This window comes from Burkholderia sp. MSMB1826, from assembly GCF_001526325.1.
In the GTDB taxonomy this organism is placed as follows: Bacteria; Pseudomonadota; Gammaproteobacteria; order Burkholderiales; family Burkholderiaceae; genus Burkholderia.
Genome location: NZ_LOYN01000020.1, coordinates 21668 through 44344 on the forward strand (window position 1 = coordinate 21668; position 22677 = coordinate 44344).

The 22677-nt window shown below is 69.5% G+C and carries 19 protein-coding genes; 15 read left to right on the plus strand and 4 right to left on the minus strand.

The genetic code is table 11. The features are described 5' to 3' along the window. Positions 1-5: 5 nt before the first annotated feature. Positions 6-1589 carry a flavin-containing monooxygenase gene (locus WS95_RS11590; RefSeq protein WP_059823903.1) on the minus strand — a complete coding sequence of 528 codons (1584 nt, stop codon included), beginning with the start codon at positions 1587-1589 and terminating at the stop codon, positions 6-8. Next, entirely contained in the window at positions 1586-2494 is a 909-nt protein-coding gene (locus tag WS95_RS11595; RefSeq protein ID WP_059823904.1) for an SDR family NAD(P)-dependent oxidoreductase, read from the minus strand. The genes WS95_RS11590 and WS95_RS11595 overlap by 4 nt, the downstream gene beginning before the upstream one ends. Before the next feature lie 103 nt (positions 2495-2597). Between WS95_RS11595 and WS95_RS11600 the strand changes: the two genes are divergently transcribed. The 3 genes from WS95_RS11600 to WS95_RS11610 all read left to right on the plus strand — a co-directional run bounded on the left by WS95_RS11600 (position 2598) and on the right by WS95_RS11610 (position 3934). After that, a complete protein-coding gene (locus WS95_RS11600) occupies positions 2598-3242 on the plus strand; it encodes a TetR/AcrR family transcriptional regulator (protein ID WP_236872750.1) in 645 nt (214 codons plus the stop codon). Positions 3243-3335: 93 nt separating this feature from the next. After that, positions 3336-3608, plus strand: a complete 273-nt coding sequence (locus tag WS95_RS11605) for a type II toxin-antitoxin system Phd/YefM family antitoxin (RefSeq protein ID WP_059784400.1) — start codon at positions 3336-3338, stop codon at positions 3606-3608. After that, positions 3605-3934 (plus strand): type II toxin-antitoxin system RelE/ParE family toxin, encoded by a 330-nt coding sequence (locus tag WS95_RS11610; protein ID WP_059823906.1) that lies wholly within the window; start codon positions 3605-3607, stop codon positions 3932-3934. The genes WS95_RS11605 and WS95_RS11610 overlap by 4 nt, the downstream gene beginning before the upstream one ends. Before the next feature lie 31 nt (positions 3935-3965). On the opposite strand, the gene WS95_RS11615 is transcribed toward WS95_RS11610, so the two are convergent. After that, positions 3966-4907 (minus strand): LysR family transcriptional regulator, encoded by a 942-nt coding sequence (locus WS95_RS11615; RefSeq protein ID WP_059823907.1) that lies wholly within the window; start codon positions 4905-4907, stop codon positions 3966-3968. Positions 4908-5033: 126 nt separating this feature from the next. Between WS95_RS11615 and WS95_RS11620 the strand changes: the two genes are divergently transcribed. The 10 genes from WS95_RS11620 (at position 5034) to WS95_RS11665 (ending at position 21181) form a co-directional block, all read left to right on the plus strand. Further along, complete coding sequence (locus WS95_RS11620) at positions 5034-5678, plus strand: glutathione S-transferase family protein (RefSeq protein WP_059823909.1); 645 nt, start codon at positions 5034-5036, stop codon at positions 5676-5678. 33 nt (positions 5679-5711) lie between these two features. Beyond that, on the plus strand, positions 5712-7775 hold the full coding sequence (locus WS95_RS11625; RefSeq protein WP_059823910.1) for a pyridoxamine 5'-phosphate oxidase family protein: 2064 nt from the start codon (positions 5712-5714) through the stop codon (positions 7773-7775). 755 nt (positions 7776-8530) lie between these two features. After that, on the plus strand, positions 8531-10762 hold the full coding sequence (locus WS95_RS11630) for a TonB-dependent siderophore receptor (RefSeq protein WP_059823912.1): 2232 nt from the start codon (positions 8531-8533) through the stop codon (positions 10760-10762). 59 nt (positions 10763-10821) lie between these two features. Further along, positions 10822-11466, plus strand: a complete 645-nt coding sequence (pnuC, locus tag WS95_RS11635; protein ID WP_059823914.1) for a nicotinamide riboside transporter PnuC — start codon at positions 10822-10824, stop codon at positions 11464-11466. 36 nt (positions 11467-11502) lie between these two features. After that, positions 11503-12693, plus strand: coding sequence for a phosphotransferase enzyme family protein (locus tag WS95_RS11640; protein WP_059823915.1), 1191 nt, complete (start codon positions 11503-11505; stop codon positions 12691-12693). Between the two features lie 251 nt (positions 12694-12944). Beyond that, positions 12945-14258, plus strand: a complete 1314-nt coding sequence (locus WS95_RS11645) for a TolC family protein (protein ID WP_059823917.1) — start codon at positions 12945-12947, stop codon at positions 14256-14258. A gap of 26 nt (positions 14259-14284) precedes the next feature. Then, on the plus strand, positions 14285-15754 hold the full coding sequence (locus WS95_RS11650) for an efflux RND transporter periplasmic adaptor subunit (protein WP_059823919.1): 1470 nt from the start codon (positions 14285-14287) through the stop codon (positions 15752-15754). Positions 15755-15882: 128 nt separating this feature from the next. Then, on the plus strand, positions 15883-19095 hold the full coding sequence (locus WS95_RS11655) for an efflux RND transporter permease subunit (protein WP_059823921.1): 3213 nt from the start codon (positions 15883-15885) through the stop codon (positions 19093-19095). Then, a complete protein-coding gene (gene irlR, locus WS95_RS11660; RefSeq protein WP_034205392.1) occupies positions 19095-19778 on the plus strand; it encodes a heavy metal response regulator transcription factor IrlR in 684 nt (227 codons plus the stop codon). Before WS95_RS11655 ends, irlR begins: the two co-directional genes overlap by 1 nt. Then, on the plus strand, positions 19775-21181 hold the full coding sequence (locus WS95_RS11665; RefSeq protein WP_059823924.1) for a heavy metal sensor histidine kinase: 1407 nt from the start codon (positions 19775-19777) through the stop codon (positions 21179-21181). The genes irlR and WS95_RS11665 overlap by 4 nt, the downstream gene beginning before the upstream one ends. 79 nt (positions 21182-21260) lie before the next feature. Here the strand turns inward: WS95_RS11665 and WS95_RS11670 are convergent, their stop codons facing one another. Further along, positions 21261-21548: a DUF4148 domain-containing protein gene (locus WS95_RS11670; RefSeq protein ID WP_059823926.1), complete on the minus strand. Its 288-nt coding sequence runs from the start codon at positions 21546-21548 to the stop codon at positions 21261-21263. 141 nt (positions 21549-21689) lie between these two features. Between WS95_RS11670 and WS95_RS11675 the strand changes: the two genes are divergently transcribed. Both WS95_RS11675 and WS95_RS11680 read left to right on the plus strand, forming a co-directional pair. Next, a complete protein-coding gene (locus WS95_RS11675; RefSeq protein WP_257139723.1) occupies positions 21690-22088 on the plus strand; it encodes a hypothetical protein in 399 nt (132 codons plus the stop codon). Positions 22089-22374: 286 nt separating this feature from the next. Then, the gene (locus WS95_RS11680) at positions 22375-22656 is read left to right on the plus strand and encodes a hypothetical protein (RefSeq protein ID WP_034205390.1); all 282 of its coding nucleotides are present in this window, start codon (positions 22375-22377) and stop codon (positions 22654-22656) included. Positions 22657-22677 lie beyond the last annotated feature (21 nt).

The window sequence follows — 22677 nt, forward strand, 5'->3', positions numbered from 1 at the left end:
CGGCCTCAGCGGGTGTCGAGTGCGGGTTCGGCAACCGGCGCGGCGGCTGCTTGGCCGGGTTGGGCGCGGCGTTCGAAATGCATCGCGGAATCGGCGAGCGGGCTGAACTTCAGCGACGCGAGATCGAGCACGTAGTTCTGGTGGAATTTCCACGGCTTGCGGTGTCCCTGCTTCGGCAGGATGCCGGCCGCGCGCTGGATGTAACCCGAACTCAGGTTGACGGCCGGCACGTCGCCGAGATCGCCTGCGCCGAGCCGCGGCACGCACGTGTCGTACCCGTTCGCGCGCATGTGATTGAGCAGCCGGCACACGTAGCGCGCAATCAGCTCGGCCTTCAGCGTCCACGACGCATTCGTGTAGCCGAACGACGATGCGAGGTTCGGCACGTCGCTGTACATCATCCCCTTGTACGACACCGTCTCCGACAAATCGACCGCGCGGCCGTCGACCGTGACCCGCGCGCCGCCGAGCATCTTTATCTTCAGCCCGGTCGCGGTGACGATCACGTCCGCGTCGAGCTGCTGGCCGCTCTTCAGCTGGAGGCCGGTCGGCGTGAAGCGCTCGATCTCGTCGGTGACGATCGATGCACGGCCCGCGCGAATCGCCTTGAACAGGTCGCCGTTCGGCACGAGACACACGCGCTGGTCCCACGGCATGTAGCGCGGCGTCAGGTGCTTCGCGACGTCGAAGTCGGGGCCGAGCTGCTTGCTCGCCGCGCGGATGATGAACCGCTTCGTCCGGTCGGGCTTGCGGCGCGACACGTTGTACAGGTATATCGTCAGCAGGACGTTCTTCACGCGCACGAGCCGGTGCGCGAGCCGCGACGGCAGCACGCGGCGCAGCGCGTTCGCGATCTTGTCGCGCGCGGGCAGCGACACGATGTAGGTCGGCGAGCGCTGCAGCATCGTCACGTGCCGCGCATCGGCCGCCATCGACGGCACGAGCGTGACGGCCGTCGCGCCGCTGCCGATCACGACCACGCGCCGGTTCGCGTACGACAGATCCTTCGGCCAGTGCTGCGGATGCACGAGCTGGCCCTCGAACGTGTCCATGCCTGCCCAGTCGGGCAGGTAGCCGGCGTCGTAGTCGTAGTAGCCGCTGCACATGTACAGGAAGCGGCACGTGTAGACGAGCGTGTCGAGCGCGCCGTCGCGCGTGCGTTCGACGCGCACCGTCCAGCGCGCGCGGTGCGAATCCCAGTCGGCCGCGATCACTTTCTGCCCGTACCGGATCGTCTTGTCGATGCCGTACGCGTGCGCGGTGTCGCGAATGTAGTCGAGGATCGTCTGCCCGTCGGAGATCGCCTTGTCGCTGTGCCACGGGCGGAAGCTGTAGCCGAGCGTGAACATGTCGGAATCCGAACGAACGCCCGGATAGCGGAACAGGTCCCAGGTGCCGCCGATCGCGTCGCGCGCCTCGACGATCGCCACGCTCGCATGCGGGCAGCGCTGCTTCAGGTGATAGGCCGCGCCGATGCCGGACAGGCCGGCGCCGACGATCAGCACGTCGAGGTCGTTGCCGTCACGCCGGTCGCGGCGGGCGTCGGGGGCGGGCGGCGCGGCGCGCCGGTCGGTCGTCGTCGAGCTCATGCGGGGTCCTTCGTCGGTGTGGTGGGGCGCGCGGGCGGCGCGTAGGCTTCCTTCGGGCGGAGGTTGCGTGCGCGGGCGCGGCGCACGTGGCGCAGCATCAGCCACTGATAACCGGCGCCGAGCAGCCGCGCGATCCTGTCGAGCCGGCGCGCGTCGGCGCCGACCAGCACGCGGCGCGCATTGCGCTCGACGCCCGCGAGGATCTGTCGCGCGGCCTCGTCGGCCGTCGTCGCGTTGATCAGGCGGTTGGCCTGGCGGCGATGGGTCGCTTCGTCCTGCCCCGTCAGCGCGTGGATGCTGGCGTCGACGCGGCCCGCGTCGACGATGCTCGTCGCGACGCCGCCCGGATGCACGCAAGTCGCGCTCACCGGCGCGCCGTCGAGTTCGAGTTCCATCCGCAGCGCCTCGGTGAAGCCGCGCACCGCGAATTTGGTCGCGTTGTACGCGCTTTGCGTCGGCATCGCGACGAGCCCGAACAGGCTCGAGGTGTTGACGACGTGCCCGTCGCCGGATGCGCGCAGATGCGGCAGGAACGCTTGCGTGCCGTGCACGACACCCCAGAAATTGATGCCGACGATCCATTCGAGATCGGCGAGGCGGGCGGTTTCGGCGCTGGCGGCCAGCGATACGCCCGCGTTGTTGAAGATCAGATTGACCTTGCCGTGCTCGGCGCGAACGAAATCGGCCCACGCGAACACCGCGTCGCGGTCGGCGACGTCGACCCGGCGCGTGCTCACGCGCACGCCGTGCCACGCGCACGCGGCCGCCGTGCCGGCGAGCCCGGCTTCGCCGATGTCGGCGAGCGCGACCTCGCAGCCGCGCCGCGCGAGCTCGATCGCGAGGCTGCGGCCCATGCCCGAACCGGCGCCCGTGATCGCGGCGACCTTGCCGGAAAATCCCTTCATCCGTCGTTCCTCCCGTTCCGCTTGCGCTGCATCGGCGGCGCGTCTATTGTGGTGTTGTTCGTCACCACTTTAGTTTTCGGGTGTCCTGATGTCAAATAGCGGAATGGAGAAAGCACTCGAAACGGAAAAAAGAGGCCGGTCGTATGGCGGCGTGGCGCCCGAGGTACGGGCCGCCGAGCGGCGCGACGCGTTGATCCGCGCGGCGACGCGCGTATTCGGCACGGTGGGGTTTCGCAAGGCGACCGTGCGGTCGATCTGCCAGGAAGCGAAGCTGAACGATCGCTATTTCTATGCGGCATTCGACAGCACCGAGGATCTGTTGCGCTGCACCTATCTGCATCACGCGCAGCAGCTGCACGACGCGGTCGCCCAGGCGGTCGCCGCGCGCGGCGGCGATCTGCGCGAGCGCGTCGACGCGGGGCTCGCCGCGTTCTTCGCGTTTCTGCGCGACCCGTGCGCGGCGCGCGTGCTGCTGCTCGAAGTGATGGGCGTGAGTGCGGATACCGACATGACGTATCAGCGCATGCTGCTCGACTTCGGCAAGCTGATCATGGCGATCGGCGTGCCGCGCGAAGCCGTGACGCCGGCGGAGCGCACCGAGCAGCGGCTGATCGGGCTCGCGCTGGTGGGCGCGATGACGAACGTCGGCGCCGCATGGCTGCTCACCGGCTATCGCGATCCGGAGGCGCAGATGATCGCGAGTTGCAGGAAGGTGCTGTTGGGAACGTTGGGGGAAGCGGGCGGGTAGGCGCGTCGCCAAGGGGCGACTATCGCCACCTCGAGGGAGACTGAATTTGGACTATAATCGGTCTCATCCGGTGCCCGGCCAAGGACGCGTTCCATGAAATTCTCGACTCAAGTCAAGCCGATCAGCTATCTCAAGAGCCACGCGGCCGAGATCGTCAAGGACATCTCGGAGAGCCGCGAGCCGATGCTCATCACCCAGAACGGCGAGGCGAAGCTCGTTGTCCTTGACGTCAAGTCGTATGAGGAGCACGAAGAGACGCTCGCGCTGTTGAAGTTGCTTGCGCTGGGCAATCGCGAGATCGATCAGGGTCACTTCCGTCCTGTCGAGGATGTCTTCGCCGACCTCGACAAGGACGACGATCAATGACGTTGCGCGTTGTCGTTCTTCGCTCGGCGGAAAAAGATTTGAAGGCGTTGAGGCGTTATCTTCTGTCGAACGCCGGCCCGGAAACCTGGCAAGTCCGCTATCGACAGATCAAGGACGCCATCGCGTCGATTCGTGCTTTTCCGGCTCAAGGCAGGATTCCCGATGAGCTGGCGCATATCGACCTCAGTCAGTATCGCGAAGTCATCGCGGGAATGAATCGCATCATCTACGACGTGCGCGGCGACACGGTCCCTGTGCATATCGTGTGCGATACGCGCAGGGATCTGAAGTCATTGCTGATGAGACGGCTCATGCAGGCGTATTGAGCGCCGACCGTCGCGTTTCTTCACTTTCCCGCTAGTTCGAACGTGAGCGCCTCGTCGTGGGCGCGATCGGCGTCTGCCCGAGCCGCGCCTTCATCGCATCGATGAACGCCCGCACCTTCGGCGACGGCAGCCGCGTGGACGGATACACCGCATGAATCCCGGCCGGCGCCGTGCGCCAACCCGGCAGCAGCCGCACGAGCCGGCCGGCCGCGACGTCGTCCGCGGTCGAGAAATCCGTCAGCAGCCCGAAACCGCCGCCCGCGAGCACGATCGCGCGGCACGCGGTCGCGGTGTTCGACACCACCGGCGCGACGCAGCGCACCGACGCGTGGCCGCCGCGCGCGTCGTCGAGGTCGAGCGTATGCGGGCGCGGCAGCGACGACAACATCACGAACGGCAGCGCGGCGAGCGCATCCGGATCGCGCGGTAACCCGTGGCGTGCAACGAACGCCGGGCTCGCGACCAGCCATTTCTCGTAGGTGCCGAGCTGCACCGCGCGATGGTTCGAATCGGCGAGGCGGCCGATGCGGATCGCGACGTCGAGGTTGTCCGCGACGAGATCGACGACGCGGTCGTTCGCGACGAGTTCGACGGCGAGCGCCGGATGCCGGTCGCGCAGCGCGACGACGGCCGGCGCGACGACCAGCGCGCCATAGTCGATCGGCACGCTCACGCGCAGCGTGCCGCGCAGCGGCCCGGCGTCGGACGACACCGCGTCGAGCGCGGCTTCGGCGGCGCGCACGATGTCGCGGCACGCGTCGTAGAACACGCGCCCGGCATCGGTCACGCTCAGCCGCCGCGTCGTGCGCACCAGCAGGTTCGCGCCGACCTCGGATTCGAGGCGCTGCATGTGCGTGCTGACGACCGTCTTCGCGAGGCCGAGCCGCTCGGCCGCGGCCGTCAGCGAGCCGGCCTCGACCACCGCGACGAAGATCGCCAGCCGGTTCAGGTTCACGTCGCGCAGATCGGCCATCGTCGATTGTCCTATGGAAGCGGATAATGTTTCAGCGATTATCCGTCTTCTGGCGACGAACCGCGAGCGCTACGCTGGGGCCGTTCGTCGCCGATCCCCGGCGGCGCGAGATTCCGGAGTGTTTTCATGTCTGCCGCCAGCAAGCCTGCTTCGCCGATCCGCGTCTATTCGTTCCTGTTGTCCGGGCACGCGCACCGTGTCCGGTTGTTCCTGTCGCTGCTCGGGCTGCCGTCCACGACCGTCGACGTCGATCTCGCGGCCGGCGCGCAGCGCGAACCGGCGTTTCTCGCGCTCAATCCGCTCGGGCAGGTGCCGGTGATCGACGACGGCGGCACCGTGATCGCCGATTCGAACGCGATCCTCGTGTACCTCGCGAAGCGCTACGGCGACGCGCACTGGCTGCCCGACGATCCGGTCGGCGCGGCCGTCGTGCAGCGCTGGTTGTCGTACGCGGCCGGCCCGATCGCGTCGGGCCCGGCCGCCGCGCGGCTCGTGACCGTGTTCGGCGCGCAGCTCGACCCGGAAGCGGCCAAGCGCACGGCCGCGAAGGTGCTCGACGTGATCGATCGCGAGCTGGCCGGCAAGCCGTTCGCGGCTGGCGCGCAGCCGACGATCGCGGACGTCGCCGCGTACACGTACATCGCGCACGCACCGGAAGGCGGCGTGTCGCTCGAACCGTATCCGCACGTGCGCGCGTGGCTGGCGCGTATCGAGGCGTTGCCGGGCTTCGTCGCGATGCCGACGACGCGCGCGGGCCTGCTCGCCGCTTGACGCGCGGCCACCGCACCTGTTCAGGAGAACGCAATGAATGCGCCGAGCGCCGTCGTACCGGGCTGGGACCTCGAGACCCCGCCGTTTCACGCGGGCGAGCTCGCCGTGCAGCAGCGCGCAGGCGTGACGGACGCGGCGGGCGCGGCCGGTCGGCGCGGCATCCGGCGTTTCATGCCGGACCAGCACCGGACTTTTTTCGCGCAACTGCCGTTCTTCGTGCTCGGCGGCGTCGATGCGCATGGGCAGCCATGGGCGACGCTGCGGGTCGGCGCGCCGGGTTTCGTCACGTCGCCGGACGCCCGCACGCTGCGCATCGCGGCGCGCGCGCTGCCGGGCGACCCGCTGGCCGGCGCGTGGCGGGCGGGCGCGCCGCTCGGCGGGCTCGGGATCGAATTCGATACGCGGCGGCGCAATCGCGTGAACGGCGTCGTGCGCACGGTGGACGGCGAGGCGCTGACGATCGCGGTCGAGCAGAGCTTCGGTAATTGCGCGAAGTACATCCAGGGCCGCAAGCCGACCTTCATTGCGCGGGACGTCGACGCATCCGTCGCGCCCGACGTGTCGGACGCGCTGAGCGACGCGGACCGCGCGCTGCTCGCGCAGGCCGACACGTTCTTCGTCGCGAGCGCGAACACGTCGCCCGACGCGGGCGCGGCGCACGGCGCGGACGTGTCGCATCGCGGCGGGATGCCGGGCTTCGTGCGCGTCGACGATGCACGCACGCTGACGACGCCCGATTTCAGCGGCAACCGGTTCTTCAACACGCTCGGCAACCTGCAGCACGATCCGCGCGCGGGGCTGCTGTTCGTCGATTTCGACGGCGGCGATGTGCTGTATGTCGCCGCGCACGCGGAGATCGTGTGGGATGGGCCGGTCGTCGCGTCGTTCGACGGTGCGCAACGCGTCGTGCGCTTCCATGTGCGGGAAGTGCGGCGCATGCGGGCGGTGCTGCCGTTCCGGTGGTCGGCGGTCGAGCGCGCGCCGCAGTTCGCGGCGATGGCGTCGTCGTCGGGCGGCGCCGCGGCAACGGCCGGGCCCGTGCAGGCCGCGGTCGCGCCGGCATCGGCGCCCGCATGGCGGCCGCTGCGCATCGCGAAGATCGTCGACGAGGCGCGCGCGATCCGGTCGTTCCATTTCGAGCCGGCGGATGGTGGCGCATTGCCTGCGTACGAAGCCGGTCAACACCTGACGCTGCGCATCGCATTGCCGGGCAGCGACGCGCCGTCGATGCGCAGCTACACGCTGTCCGACGCACCCGGCGGCACGCATTACCGGATCACCGTGAAGCGCGAGGGGCGCGTATCGGCATGGCTGCACGATCATGCGCGGGTGGGCATCACGCTCGACGCGCAGATGCCGCGCGGCCGCTTCGCGTTCGATCTCGCGAGCCCGCGCCCGGCTGTGCTCGTGTCGGCCGGCATCGGCATCACGCCGATGGTCGCGATGCTGCGCCGGGCACTGGCCGACGACGCGCCGTCGCGCCGCGTCGTGTTCGTGCACGGCGCACGCGAAGCGGCCGACCGGCCGTTTGCCGCGGAACTGGCGCGCATCGCGGCCGCCGATGCGCGCGCGTCGCTTCACTGGTTCGATAGTCATCCTCAAGAAGGGGCGGCCGCGCGGGCAGGTCGCATCGACGTCGGGCAACTGAAGCGGATCCTGTGGTTCGACGACTACGACTTCTACCTGTGCGGGCCGTCGGCGTTCATGCGCGACCTGTACGACGGGCTGCGCGCGCTGAACGTGCCGGACGAGCGCATCCGTTTCGAGGCGTTCGGGCCATCGAGCGTCTCGCGCAGTGCGACTCGCGCGGCCGCCGCGCCTGCGGCGGCAAGCGTGCCCGTCGTGTTCCGGCGCACGGGGCGCGAAGCCGCATGGACACCCGCCGACGGCACGCTGCTCGAATTCGCGGAAGGGCAGCGCGTGGCCGTGCCGTCCGAATGCCGCGCCGGTTCGTGCGGCACGTGCGCGACGCGCGTGCTGTCGGGCGCGGTCGACTACGCGCAGACGCCCGATGCGCCGGTCGCACCCGGCTGCGCGCTGCCGTGCGTCGCGCGGCCCGTACAAGGGGCCACGGAGCCGCTCGTGCTCGATTGCTGACGCGCTTGCGACAGGCGACCGCGGGCAGCCTGCCGCGCGAAAAGCGCGCGCAACTGCTGCTTTTTTCGGATGCCGTCCGGGTCGACGATAGCGTCGACCGATTCGATGAACCAGCCCGTCGAGAAACTGCTCGGCATGGACGGTGACGATGCGGGGGGCTAAAGCGAACGGCCGGCGAACCGGTAGCGGGCCGCCCTTCCCGCGCCGGTTCCAGACATCCGCCCGGCGCACGATGACGCCGGTGTCGGGGGCCGGCGCGCGCGGCGCGAATCGCGCCCGCATCGTCGCCGCCGTCGCGCCGCCCGAACCGCGATTCCGGTCGCCGGCTTCTCGGTTTCCCGTTCCGCCCGATTCCTCGGCCCTGTGCCCCGCCCGGGGTAAAATGCGCGCCACGCCGCGATGTCGCGCGCCGGGCAGGCCGCCGTTCCGACGAACGGCCGGCGCGAGTGCCCGCCGCTCGCACCGGGGCGTTCGAAGCGTCCCCCGCGTGACACGATCGCGCGAGGCAGCCGGCCGGCCGACAGGCACCCGACGGACCCGTCGGCCGCTGCGTCGTTGCCGGCGCGTCATCGAATCCGATGCCCCATCCTGCGCTGTTCCGACCGGCCGGCCCGCTTGCGCGCCGCATGGTCCGGTTCGTCCGATGAATATCGCGTCGACGCACGCGTCCGGCGACGGGCGCGGCGGCGGGTGCACGCTTCGCAGCTTCCAACGGGTTTCGACAGGGTCGAGTGGCGAGTTTTCCATCCAGAACAATGACGGTGAATAGAACAACAGCGGCGCCCGCACGGCGGAGGCGCACGAAGGTCGGGCTCGGTGTCGGTCTCGGCGTCACGCTTTTCGCGGCGCAGGCTGCCGCCGCACCGGGCGACACGCCCGCGCCGGGCGCCGACGCGAGCGGCAGCACGACGCTGCCCGCGATCGCGGTGAGCGGCGAGCGCGGCCGCTCGCTGCGGGCGCGCGAAGCGTCGGTCGCGGGGCTCGACGACGCGCCGCTGCGCGACACGCCGGCGTCGGTGAACGTCGTCACGCGCGCGCTGATCGACGATCAGCAGGCGAAGCGCTTGAGCGACGTCGTGCGCAACGATGCGTCGATCGTCAACGACTATGCGCCGGTCGGCTATTTCGAAGGCTTCGCGATCCGCGGCTTTCCGGTCGATCTCGCGAGCGCGATCCGGATCGACGGGCTGACGGTGTCCGGCGAGCAGAACGTGCCGCTCGAGAACAAGGAGCGCGTCGAGATCCTGAAAGGACTCGCGGGCATCGACGGCGGCGTCGTCGCGCCGGGCGGCGTGATCAACTTCGTGACCAAGCGCTCCGCGAACGTCGCGAGCGTGACGGGCGGCGTCGACAGCCGCGGCTCGACGTCGGCGGCCGTCGATCTCGGCCGCCGCTTCGGCCCCGACCATCAGTTCGGGTTCCGGATCAATGCGGCGAAGGAGAACATGCACTCCTACATCGACGGCACGAACGGGCGGCGCACGTTCGGCTCGATCGCCGCCGACTGGGACATCGGCCCGCGCGCGAGCCTGCAGTTCAACGCCGAATTCCAGCAGTGGATCCAGCGTTCCGCGCCCGGCTACCAGTTGCTCGGCGGCACCGTCGTGCCGTCGGTCAAGACGACGTCGAAGGCGCTCGGCACGCAGCCGTGGGCGAAACCGGTGACGACCGATGCGCTGAACCTGAACGCACGCTTCGACTACCGGTTCAACGACGACTGGAAGGCCTACGTCGCCGCCGGCCGTAGCCGCACGATGATCGACGACAACAGCGCGTTCGCGTACGGCTGCTATTACGCGGCAAGCTGCGCGGCCGGCGCGACGTCGCCGTTCTTCTTCGGCGCGAACGGCGACTACGACGTGTACGACTTCCGCAGTCCCGGCGAATACCGGCGCAACGACGAGCTGCGCGCGGTCACGACGGGCAAGTTCGCGACGGGGCCGCTGCGGCACGAGCTGACGCTCGGCGTGAGCGTGCAGCGCCGCGTCGTGCACATGGCCGACGCCGTGTACGACTACGTGGGCAGCGAGAACGTCTACGGGCCGGACCTGACCTTCTCGCCGTCGCCGAATTCGCCCGGGCCGTCGTATCCGCGCCTCGATGCGTGGCAGTACGGCGTGTTCGGACTCGACCGCATCGGCATCGGCGAACACTGGCAGGTGCTCGCGGGCGGCAAGGAAGTGCTGCTGCGCCAGCGCAGCTGGAGCAGCCTCGACGGCGATACGACGCACACCGACCGCTCGGTGTTCCTGCCGCAGGTCGCGCTCGTCTACAAGCCGGTGGACGTGCTGTCGCTGTATGCGTCGTACAGCAAGGCGCTGTCGCTCGGCGATCAGGCCCCCGTACGCGCGACCAACGCGTATGCGTTCCTGCCGCCCGTCGAATCGCACCAGTTCGAGGTCGGCGCGAAGTACGACTGGCTCGACCGGCTGAGCCTCACGGCCGCCGTGTTCTCGATCAGCAAGCCGTTCCAGTTCGCCGACCCGGACGCATCGGGCACGACCTACACGTTCGTGCAGCGCGGCACGCAGCGGCACCAGGGCATCGAGCTCGGCGCGGCCGGGCGCGTGACCGAGCGGCTGGGGCTGACGGCCAGCGTCGCGGCGATTCGCGCCCGCGCGGTCGATTCGGGGTCGCCGGCGTACGAAGGGCACCAGATCATCAACGTGCCCGCGCTGCGCGCGTCGCTGTATGCGGACTACGCGGTGCCGGGCGTCGCGGGCCTGAACGTGCTCGGTGGCGTGGAATACAGCGCGGCGCGCAACGCGAACGAGGAAGGCACCGCGCGGGTGCCGTCGTGGTTCGTGTTCAATCTCGGCGCGCGTTATACGACGAAGATCGGCGGCCATCGCACGGTGTTGCGCGTATCGGTGGACAATCTGTTCGACAAGTTCTACTGGCGCGACGCAGGCGAGCAGCAGGGCGATGCGTACCTGTTCCCGGGTGCGCCGCGCACCGCGCGCGTGTCGTTGACCTATGATTTCTGACCGACCGGAATCGGCCGCGTGATGCGCGGCCCCGGCAGCCCACCAGGAGAGCACAGACGATGTCCACACTCGAAATCGCCGGCGTGATCGTCAGCGCGCTCGCGATCTGGCTGACCGCGAAACGGCGCATGCTGTGCTGGCCGGTCGGCCTTGCGTCGGTCGCGCTGTACGGCTGGATCTTCTTCGACGCGAAGCTGTATTCCGACATGCTGCTGCAGGGCGCGTTCGCGGTGCTGCAGGTGTATGGCTGGCAGCGCTGGCTCGCGCAGCGCGCGAGCGAGGCCGCCGGCGGTGCCGACGGCCAGGCGGCGCCGGCCGGCGACGTCGCACCCGTGACCGGCGTGCGGCCCCGGCAGATGCTGCCCGACCTGATCGCGGCCGTCGTCGGCAGCGCGCTGCTCGGCGGGATGATGGCGCGCTGGACCGACGCGGCGCTGCCGTTCGTCGATGCGTCGCTGACCGCGTTCAGCCTCGTCGCGCAATACTGGACCGCACGGCGCTACATCGCGTCGTGGGGGCTGTGGATCGTCGTGAACGTCGTGTACGTCGGGATGTTCGTGTTCAAGGAACTGTATCTGACGGCCGGACTCTATGCGCTGTTCATCGGCCTGGCCGTCGTTGGCTGGCGCGACTGGAGCCGGACGGCCGCCGCATTGCGCGCGGCCGCCGGCGGCCCGCTCGCATCGGGCGGCGGCGCGCGCTGATCCGCGCACGGATTCAACTACGGAGCAACGCCGTTCATGTCATTCCCCCTCGAGCCGGACGGCCCCCTGTCGCGCGACGTCGCGCCGCCGCAATTCGGCGTGGACGGCGAGCAGGCCGAACGCGACTGGCCGCTGATCACGCACGACGAAGTGGCGGCCGTGCTCGCGCGGATCGACGGCGCGGGCGAACCGGTGCGGCTGACGTGGCACAGCCCGCGGCAGTTCGCGGCCGCCGTGCTGGTGCGGATGGCCGACGGGCGCGGGTTGTTCGTCAAGCGTCATCACGCGAGCCTGCGCGATGTCGCCGGGCTCGAGGAAGAGCATCGCTTCATCGCGCATTTGCGCGCACGCGGGATGCCGGTGGTGGACGTGCTGGCCGATCGCAACGGTGCGACCGCGTTCGCGTCCGGCGAATGGACGTACGAGGTGCACGTGCTCGCACCCGGCGTCGATCCGTATCGCGGCGTGATGTCGTGGCAGCCGTTCACGCATCCATCGCATGCGTATGCGGCCGGCCGCGCGCTGGCCGAGCTGCATCGCGCGTCGGCCGGCTACGATGCGCCCGCGCGGCCCGTGCGCACGCTGCTGTCGAGCTTTCGCGTGCTGTCGTGCGCCGATCTGGCGGGCGCGCTTGAGCGCTGGGTCGCCGCGCAGCCGCTGCTCGTGCGCGCGCTCGGCTCGCGCGACTGGCGTGGCGACGTGGCCCACGCGATCGGCCCGTATCACGCGCGCCTCGTGCCGCTGCTGCCGGCGCTGCCGCCGCTGTGGACGCACGGCGACTGGCACGCGTCGAACCTGCTGTGGACCGACGCGGGGCCCGGCGCGCAGGTCCGGACCGTGCTCGATTTCGGCTTGTCGGACCGCACCTGCGCGGTCATGGACCTCGCGCTCGCGATCGAGCGCAATACGGTCGACTGGATGGCGCCGGCCGATGCGCGGCGCGTCGAATACGACCAGATCGACGCGCTGCTCGACGGCTACGAATCGCTCGAACCGTTGAGCGACGACGCGTATGCGGCGCTGGTCGCGCTGCTGCCGATCGTGCATACGGAGTTCGCGCTGTCGGAAGTCGCGTATTTCGGCTGCATCATCGATGCGCCGGCGATCGTCGACATCGCGTACGACGGCTACCTGATCGGGCACGCGCGCTGGTTCGGCGAACGCGACGGGCGACAACTGCTCGACTGGCTCGTGCAGCGGCGGCGCGCGAAGCAAGGGCTCGCCTGATCCGGGTGCGCGGGCCTGCCGCGTACACCGCACACGCTTCGATTCCCCGACGACCTGCAATCTTCCGTGCCGCGCGTCGCGCCGTACGTTCAACCCGTCCTTCCGATCCTCGACGCGGCATGCCGTTCTCGCGGCGCGACGCACGCCGGCGTGCCGCCGCGCCCGACATGACGGAAATATCATCTTCGCCTCATGTTCGCACTGCGGCCGGTCCGTAGCATCGGTCGCAAACCGTTACCGCAGAACCGAACATGCTCAAGCTAAACCTCGTCGCGGCCATCGTCTTCGCGATGGCCGCGGCGGCTCATGCACAGCCATCGCCGACGCCAGGGCCGGCCGCGACCTCGGCCGCCAGCGCGACGCCGATCGGCGCACCGCCGTCCGGCGCGCTGCCTGCGCCGTCGTTGACGCTGTCCGATGCGCTCGCGGTCGCGGCGCGGAACAATCCGGCGTTGCGCGGCGCGCGCGCGGACGTCGACGCGTCGATCGGCGCGCTGATGCAGGCCGGCGCGCGCCCGAATCCCGAAGTGTCGTTTCTGCAGGAAGGCTTCAGCCGCGCCGAACGCACGTCCACCGCGACGATCAGCCAGGCCATCGAACTGGGCGGCAAGCGTCGCGCGCGGCTCGACGTCGCGTCGTACGGCCGCGAGGCGGCGAACGCCTCGCTCGACGAGCAGGGCGCCGCGGTGCGCGCCGACGTGATCGCCGCGTTCTACGGGCTGCTCGCCGCGCAGCGCCAGCTTCAGGTGACCGAGGAATCGGCCGCGATCGCCGCGCGCTCCGCGGATCTCGCGGGGCGCCGCGCGCAGGCCGGCAAGGTGTCGCCGGTCGAGGCGACGAAGGCGCAGGTCGCGGCGGCCGGCGTGCAGATCGAAGTGGCGACCGCGCGCGGCCGTGTCGAGGTCGCGCGCGAGAAGCTGAACGCCGTGATGGGCGAAGCGCGCGACGACCGGCTCGCGGTGCGCGGCGACCTGGAAGACGTGCCGCCGGTCGAGCCGCTGTCCACATTGACCGCGCAGCTCGACGACGCGCCGCTCGCGCGCATCGCGCGCGCCGAGCTGCTGCGCTCGAATGCGGCCGTGTCGCTCGAACGCGCGCGGCGCGTTCCGGACGTGACGGTCAGCGCGGGCGTGAAGCGCGTGACCACGGGCGGCGTGCCCGACAATCAGGCCGTGGTCGGCGTATCGATTCCGATTCCGCTGTTCAACACGAACCGGGGTGCGTTGCTCGAGGCGACGCACAAGGCCGAGCGCGCGAACGCCGATCTCGATCGCGAACGCACGCGCCTGAGGCTGGAACTCACGCAGGCGTACGCGAATTTCGAGGCCGCCGAGCAGGAAGCGCAGCGGCTGAAATCCGACATCCTGCCGGCCGCGCGTCTCGCACTCGATGCGATGTCGCGCGGCTACGAACTCGGCAAGTTCAGCTTCCTCGACGTGCTCGACGCGCAGCGCACGCTGTTCCAGGGCCAGTCGCAATACGTCCGTGCGCTCGCCGGCGCCCATGCGGCCCGCGCCGATATCGGCCGGCTCGTCGGCACGCCGCTCGCGGCCGTCGCGCGCTGAGCGCCGCTCTCACCTGAAGGATCATCATGTCACGCAGCAGAATCTTCGTCATGGCGGCCGCCGTGCTCGGCGGCGCAGGGATCGTGATCGGCGCGCTCGCCGTCGCGTGGGGCGGCGGCAGCGCATCGGCGCCGACGGCCGCCGAAGTCGCACAGCCGGCCGAGGGCGCCGGCGCGCGCGGCGGCGTCGTGCTCGAGCGCGGCAAGCTGTCGGTCGAGATCGTGATGACGGAAAAGCCCGGCGACGCGCGGCTCGTCGTCTATCCGTTCGTCGACGGCAGGCCGGCGGTCGATGGCGTGACCGTGTCCGGCACGCTGGTGCGGTACGACCGCACGCACGAACCGTTGCGGTTCGACGCAGCCGGCTCGAAGTTCGTGTCGGCGCAGTCGATCGCGAAGCCGCACGTGTTCGATGCGACGATCGACGTGAAAGCCGGCAACGATGTCGCGTCGTTCCCGTTCGCGCGCGCCGACGGTGCGATCGCGCTGAGCGACGCGCAACTCGCGACGTCGAGGATCGCGCTTGCGAAGGCCGGCCCCGCGCGGATCGCGACGCCGTTCCAGTTGCCGGGCGAGATCAAGTTCAACGAGGACCGCACCGCGCACGTGGTGCCGCGCGTGGCCGGCATCGTCGAGCAGGTGTCGGTGTCGCTCGGGCAGAACGTCGCGAAGGGGCAGGTGCTCGCCGTGATCGCGAGCACCGACCTGGCCGACCGCCGCAGCGAGTTGCTGACGGCCGAGCGCCGGCTGACGGGGGCGCGCGCGACCTACGAGCGCGAACGTACGCTGTGGAAGGAGCGTATTTCGGCCGAGCAGGATTATCAGCAGGCCCAGGTGCAGTTGCGCGAGGCCGAGATCGCCGTGCAGAACGCGCGGCAGAAGCTCGCCGCGCTGAACGCGCCGGTCGGCGCGGGCGCGCTGAACCGTTATGAACTGCGCGCGCCGTTCGCGGGCACGATCGTCGAGAAGCATGCGACGCCCGGCGAGGCGATCGCCGCCGACGCGAGCCTGTTCGTGATTTCCGACCTGTCCACCGTGTGGGCCGAGATGGCGGTGCCCGCGCAGCGGCTCGACGACGTGCGCGTCGGCCGTGACGCGACGGTGATCGCGACCGCGTTCGAATCGCGTTCGAGCGGCCCGATCGCCTACGTGGGGTCGCTGCTCGGCGAACAGACGCGCACCGCGCCGGCGCGCGTCGTGCTGCCGAACCCGGACCGCGTGTGGCGCCCGGGGATGTTCGTGAACGTGTCGGTCGATGCGGGCAGGCAGGATGTGCCGCTCGCGGTCGCGAGCGACGCGCTGCAGGACGTCGACGGCGCGCCGTCGGTGTTCGTGCGCTCGCCGAAGGGGTTCGTCGCGCAGCCGGTCGAGACGGGGCGGCGCGACGAACGCGCGATCGAAGTGCTGAAGGGGCTCCAGCCCGGCCAGGAATACGCGGCGTCGAACAGCTTCGTGCTGAAGGCGGAACTTGGCAAGGGGAGCGCGGAACATGAATGAGCGGCAATACGCGAGCGCCGTGGCGCGACTGGCGGCCCTTCATGCGGCCTGCTTTCCGAGCGGCCGGTCGACCGGCCGCGCGGCCCGTCCGGTGAGGACGTCCGTGCTCCGCTTCAAGGAATCCCGACATGTTTGAGCGCCTGATCCGCTTCGCGATTGCGCACCGCTGGCTCGTGATGCTGGCGATCGCGGCCGTGGCCGCGCTGGGCGTGTTCAGCTACCAGCGGCTGCCGATCGACGCGGTGCCCGACATCACCAACGTGCAGGTGCAGATCAACACGTCCGCGCCCGGCTACTCGCCGCTCGAAGCCGAGCAGCGCATCACCTATCCGGTCGAGACCGCGATGGCCGGGCTGCCGGGGCTGGAGCAGACGCGCTCGATCTCGCGTTACGGGCTGTCGCAGGTCACCGTGATCTTCAAGGACGGCACCGACATCTACTTCGCGCGGCAGCTCGTCAACGAGCGCATTCAGGAAGCGAAGGACAAGCTGCCGGCCGGCATCGCGCCCGCGATGGGGCCGACGTCGACGGGCCTCGGCGAGATCTACCTGTGGACCGTCGAGGCCGACGCCGGCGCGCGCAAGCCCGACGGCACGCGCTATACGGCGGCCGACCTGCGGGAACTGCAGGACTGGGTCGTGCGGCCGCAGTTGCGCAACGTGCGCGGTGTGACCGAGGTCAACTCGATCGGCGGCTACGTGAAGGAGTACCGCGTCGCGCCGAACCCGGCAAAGCTGATGTCGTACGGGCTGACGCTCGCCGACGTCGTGCGCGCGCTGGAGCGCAACAACGACAACGTCGGCGCCGGCTACATCGAAAAGCGCGGCGAGCAGTATCTGGTGCGCGTGCCGGGCCAGGCGCGCACCGTCGACGACATCGCGAACATCGTGCTGACCAACGTCGGCGGCGTGCCGGTGCGGATGAAGGACATCGGCGCGGTCGACATCGGCCGCGAACTGCGCACCGGCGCCGCGACGTCGAACGGCGAGGAAGTCGTGCTCGGCACGGTGTTCATGCTGATGGGCGAGAACAGCCGCACGGTGTCGAAGGCCGTCGCCGCGAAGATGGAGGACGTGAACCGCACGCTGCCGGCCGGCGTGAAGGCGATTCCGGTGTACGACCGAACGGTGCTCGTCGAGAAGGCCGTCGCGACGGTGAAGAAGAACCTGCTCGAAGGCGCGGTGCTCGTGATTGCCGTGCTGTTCCTGTTCCTCGGCAACATCCGCGCGGCGCTGATCACCGCGCTCGTGATTCCGCTGTCGATGCTGATGACCTTCACCGGGATGGTCAACGCTAAGGTGAGCGCCAACCTGATGAGTCTCGGCGCGCTCGACTTCGGGATCATCGTGGACGGCGCGGTGGTGATCGTCGAGAACTGCGTGCGGCGGCTCGCGCATGCGCAGGCGGCGGCCGGGCGGCCGCTCACGCGCGCGGAGCGTTTTGCCGAAGTGTTCGGCGCATCGCAGGAGGCGCGCCGTGCATTGATATTCGGACAGCTGATCATCATGGTGGTGTACCTGCCGATCTTCGCGCTGACCGGCGTCGAAGGCAAGATGTTCCACCCGATGGCGACGACCGTCGTGATGGCGCTCGCCGCCGCGATGGTGCTGACCGTCACGTTCATTCCGGCGGCCGTCGCGTTGTTCATCGGCGAGCGGGTCGAGGAGACGGAAAACCGGCTGATGGGCTGGGCGCGGCGCGCGTACGAGCCGGTGCTCGCCGCATTCATGACGCGCCCGGCGCGCGTGATGACCGGGGCGGGCGCGATCGTGCTGGTCACGCTGGGGCTGGCGACGCGCCTCGGCAGCGAGTTCATCCCGAGCCTGAACGAGGGCGATCTGGCCGTATCCGCGCTGCGGATTCCCGGCACGAGCCTGTCGCAGTCGGTCGAGATGCAGAAGTCGATCGAGAAGACGCTGAAGGCGCGCTTCCCCGAGATCGAGCGCGTGTTCGCGCGCACCGGCACGGCCGAGATCGCCGCCGACCCGATGCCGCCGAACCTGTCGGACGGCTACATCATGCTGAAGCCGGCCGACACGTGGCCCGATCCGAAGAAACCGCGCGATCGGCTCGTGCGCGAGATCGAGGACGCGCTCGCCGAGCTGCCGGGCAACGCGTACGAGTTCTCGCAGCCGATCCAGCTGCGCTTCAACGAGCTGATTTCGGGGGTGCGCAGCGACGTCGCCGTGAAGCTCTTCGGCGACGACATGGCCGTGCTGAACCGGACCGGCGAGCAGATCGCCGCTGCCTTGCAGAAGGTGCCGGGCGCGTCGGAGGTGAAGGTCGAGCAGACCACGGGCCTGCCGGTGCTGACCGTCAACCTCGACCGCGACAAGCTCGCGCGCTACGGCGTGAGCGTCGCCGACCTGCAGGATTCGGTGGCCGCGGCCGTCGGCGGCCGGAAGGCCGGCACGCTGTTCCAGGGCGACCGCCGCTTCGACATCGTCGTGCGGCTGCCCGACGAACTGCGCTCCGACATCGAGGCGATCAAGCGGCTGCCGATCGCGTTGCCCGCGCCGGCCACGGGCGCCGCCGCGCGGCTCGCCGCAGCCCCGTACGTGCCGCTCGCGGAGCTCGCGACGATCGACGTGGCGCCCGGCCCGAACCAGATCAGCCGCGAGGACGGCAAGCGGCGGGTGGTGGTCAGCGCGAACGTGCGCGGCCGCGACGTCGGCTCGTTCGTCGCCGATGCGCGCGATCAATTGCAGCAGGACGTGCGCGTGCCGGCTGGTTACTGGGTGTCGTGGGGCGGGCAATTCGAGCAACTGCAGAGCGCGAGCGAGCGCCTGAAGCTCGTCGTGCCGCTCGCGCTGTTCATGGTGTTCGTGTTGCTGTTCGTGATGTTCAACAACGTGAAGGACGGGCTGCTGGTGTTCACCGGCATTCCGTTCGCGCTGAGCGGCGGTGTCGTGTCGCTGTGGCTGCGCGGGATTCCGCTGTCGATCACGGCGGCGGTCGGTTTCATCGCGCTGTCCGGCGTGGCCGTGCTCAACGGGCTCGTGATGATCTCGTTCATCCGCAACCTGCGCGACGAAGGGATGCCGCTCGACGCGGCCGTGCGCGACGGCGCGCTCACGCGGCTGCGGCCCGTGCTGATGACTGCGCTGGTCGCGTCGCTCGGCTTCCTGCCGATGGCGTTCGCGACCGGCACCGGCGCCGAGGTGCAGCGCCCGCTTGCGACGGTCGTGATCGGCGGTATCCTGTCGTCCACGGCGTTGACGCTGCTGGTGCTGCCGGTGCTGTACCGTGTCAGCCATGCGGTGTCGTGGCGCACGGCGTGGCGCGGCGGCGTCGGCGCGCGCGTGCTGCGCCGGCTGGGTTTCTTCAAGGGTAATGCGTGATGCGAATTCTGATTGTCGAGGATGAACCGAAGACGGGCGCGTATCTGCGCAAGGGCCTGACCGAGGCCGGCTACGTCGTCGACTGGGTCGAGGACGGCATCACGGGCCAGCACCAGGCCGAAACGGAGGAGTACGACCTGCTCGTACTCGACGTGATGCTGCCCGGGCAGGACGGCTGGACGTTGCTGCAGAACCTGCGGCGCAGCAAGTCGACGCCCGTGCTGTTCCTCACCGCGCGCGACGACGTCGGCGATCGCGTGAAGGGGCTCGAACTCGGCGCGGACGACTATCTCGCGAAGCCGTTCGATTTCGTCGAGCTGACCGCGCGCATCAAGTCGATCCTGCGGCGCGGCCAGCCGCGCGACTCGAACACGCTGCGCGTGGCCGATCTCGAACTCGACCTGACGCGCCGCAAGGCCACGCGGCAGGGCGACACGATCCTGCTGACCGCGAAGGAGTTCGCGCTGCTGTGGCTGCTGATGCGCCGCGAAGGCGAGATCCTGCCGCGCGCGACCATCGCGTCGCAGGTGTGGGACATGAACTTCAACAGCGACACGAACGTCGTCGATTCGGCGATTCGCCGGCTGCGCTCGAAGATCGACGACGCGTACGAACCGAAGCTGATCCACACGGTGCGCGGGATGGGCTACGTGCTCGAAACGCGCGGCGGCGCGGCCGCATGATCGCGCGCCTGCTGCCGCGCACGCTGCGCGGCCGCCTGACCGCGCTGATCATCCTGTCGACGTCGGTGATCCTCGCGTCGAGCGGCGTCGCACTGTACGAGGCGCTGAGCAACCGCGTCGAAGCCACGGCGGCCGAGCAGATGGCTGGCATTTCCGCCGCACTGGGGGCACACCTGGCCGAGGCGCGCACGACGGCCGACGTCGCGCGCAACGCCGATATCTGGATCGACCAGTTGCACGGGCATCCGAACATGGATCTCGCGATCTTCGATGCCGGCGGTGCGCGCCTCGTCGGCACCCCGGGCTTCCGTCCGTATGCGCCGCTGCTGTCGATGAACGCCGGGCGCGTGCCGGTCGGCATCGCCGCGCCCGGCGAGCGGCACCGGTATCTGCTGACGAGCGTGCCGCTCGCCGGCGCCGGGGCGCCCGTGGTGCGCGTCGCCGTGCAATACGACCGCAGCGCCGACGTGCTGCTGTTGCGCACGCACGCTTATACGATCGTCGTGATCGAGGTGTTCGGCGTAGTGCTCGCGGCCGCGATCGCATACGGCATCGCGGCGCTCGGGCTGAGCCCGCTGCGACGATTCGCGGCGCGTGCCGAGCAGATGTCGACGAGCCGGCTCGCGCATCCGCTGCCGGAACTCGATACGTCGGGCGAGCTGAAGGAACTCGAGCATGCGTTCAACGGGATGCTCGCGCGGCTGAACGAATCGTTCACGCGGCTGAGCCAGTTCTCGTCGAATCTTGCGCACGACATGCGCACGCCGCTGACGAACCTGCAGGCGGCCGCGCAGGTCGTGCTGTCGCAACCGCGCAGCGCGGACGAATACCGGAGCGTGATCGAGTCGAGCATCGACGAATACCAGCGGCTGTCGCGAATGATCGAGGACATGCTGTTTCTCGCGCGTTCGGAGCAGGCCGGCACGTCGATCGACGTGCGGCGCCTGAATGCGGCGGAGGAGGCGGAGCGGGTGGCCGGCTACTACGAGCCGCTTGCGGAAGACGCGGGCGTGACGGTGAAGGTCGACGGCCATGCGTGGGTCGATGCGGATCTGACGCTGTACCAGCGCGCGTTGAGCAACCTGCTGTCGAATGCGCTGACCTATGCGCCGCGCGGCAGCGTCGTGACGATCGATTGCGTCGAGCAGGGCGGCGCGACGACGATCGCCGTATCGGATACGGGGCCCGGCATCGCGGCGGAGCACGTCGGGCGGATTTTCGAGCGCTTTTATCGCGTCGATCCGTCGCGGCACGATTCGGCGTCGGGCACCGGGCTCGGCCTCGCGATCGTCCGGTCGATCATGGACAATCACGGCGGCGAATGCGGCGTCGACAGCGAACCGGGTCGCCGCACGACCTTCTGGCTGCGCTTTCCGCGACGGCCGGCCGCCATCGGCGCCTGACGGCGCGGGCGCACACGCCCGCGCGCTCGCCGTAAGGCAGCCGCGCGCGGCGCGTTGCCCGCGGCCGGGAGGCTGGGCGTCATTGCTTCGCGGTCAGGTCGTCGTGATTGTCGGTCTGCGGCCTCTTCTCGCCGCCATGCACCGAAATCCCGTGCAGTTCCTTGTTGCGTGCAACGATCTCGCCGGTCGGCGGGTACTGCGTCTTGCTCGTCGGCACGACACCGTCGTGCTGCGCCTGTTTCAGTTCGTTGACGACCTGCGAGCGGGACTTGCCTTGCATTTGCGTTTGGGCGTGCGCGGCCTGCGCGGCCATGCCGAGCGACAGCGTGGCGGTGACGAACCATGCTGCGAGTTTTGCGGTTTTCATCGAGTGCTCTCCTTGATCACGGCCGCCGGGTGGCGAACCATGGACCCAGTATGCGAAAGCGGCCGTGCGCGATCGTGATCGCGAGATGAAAAATGCGTCAGATTGCGGGGCGCGGTGGCGTACCGTGCGGACTCGCTCGACATGACGCAACCGTCATGTTCGCGTCATCGGTGCGATGAGCGGGAAGCGGAACATGAGGTCTGCCGTCGGCCGACCGCGCCGGCGGCATTCGTGCCGATCGCGACGACAGTGTCGATAGCGTGCGGCGCTGTTCAGGCCTTCATTCCGGATCGACAATTGCACCGTCCTGCCATTCATTTCGCGTTGATCGCAGTCCTGATCGTTCCGTTGCTCTCGAGCTGCGCATCGTCGACACGCTCCGGTGCCGCGGCAACCGCACCTGCCGCCGTGCGCAAGCCAGCGCCGGCCGCCTCGATGCCTGGCGAGCAGATCGACTATGCCGGGCACCGCTGCGGCAATCCGAACCTGTATGTGAAAACGCATCCATGCCTGTTCCCGCAGCGCAACGCCGCGCCCTGATCGTCGGACTCGCGTAAAAAAAACGGCCCGGCACTCGACGAGTCCGGGCCTAATGCGTGATCGTGCCGTACGGCGGCGACCCGCTGCGTGGAGGGGAACGGGCAGGGCCCGCTACCGTTCCGATCGTAGCGGCGCGGCGCATCGCGAACCTGATCGGAACATGAAATTTTCGTCACGCAGTGCATGGCGGAACGGTGACGAAACCGTCATGAAGCGATCACGAATCCGCACCGCCGCGGGATCAAAGTGACGGCTCCTCAAGACATTCCAATAAGGAGCCGTTCACATGAACATGCCGCACCCGGCGATCGCCGTTAGCGTTGTCGCACCGTCGATCGCGGCCTTCTCGCAGGTCGTGGCCGCGCAGCCGAAGCGCCGTCGGGACGTGATTCAGGAACGGCTGCGCGCGCGTCGCGACGGCGCGATCCCGATCCCGAGCCCGACTCACGACTACCCGGCGAGCCCGGCCGCCGTCGCGCGCCATCGGGCGATTCATCGCGCGACCGTTCGTCGCGGCGACGAGTCGCCGCCGGTCGATGCGCACGACGACCGCTTCGTGGGGCTTTGATCGTTCATCGATGAAAAGGAG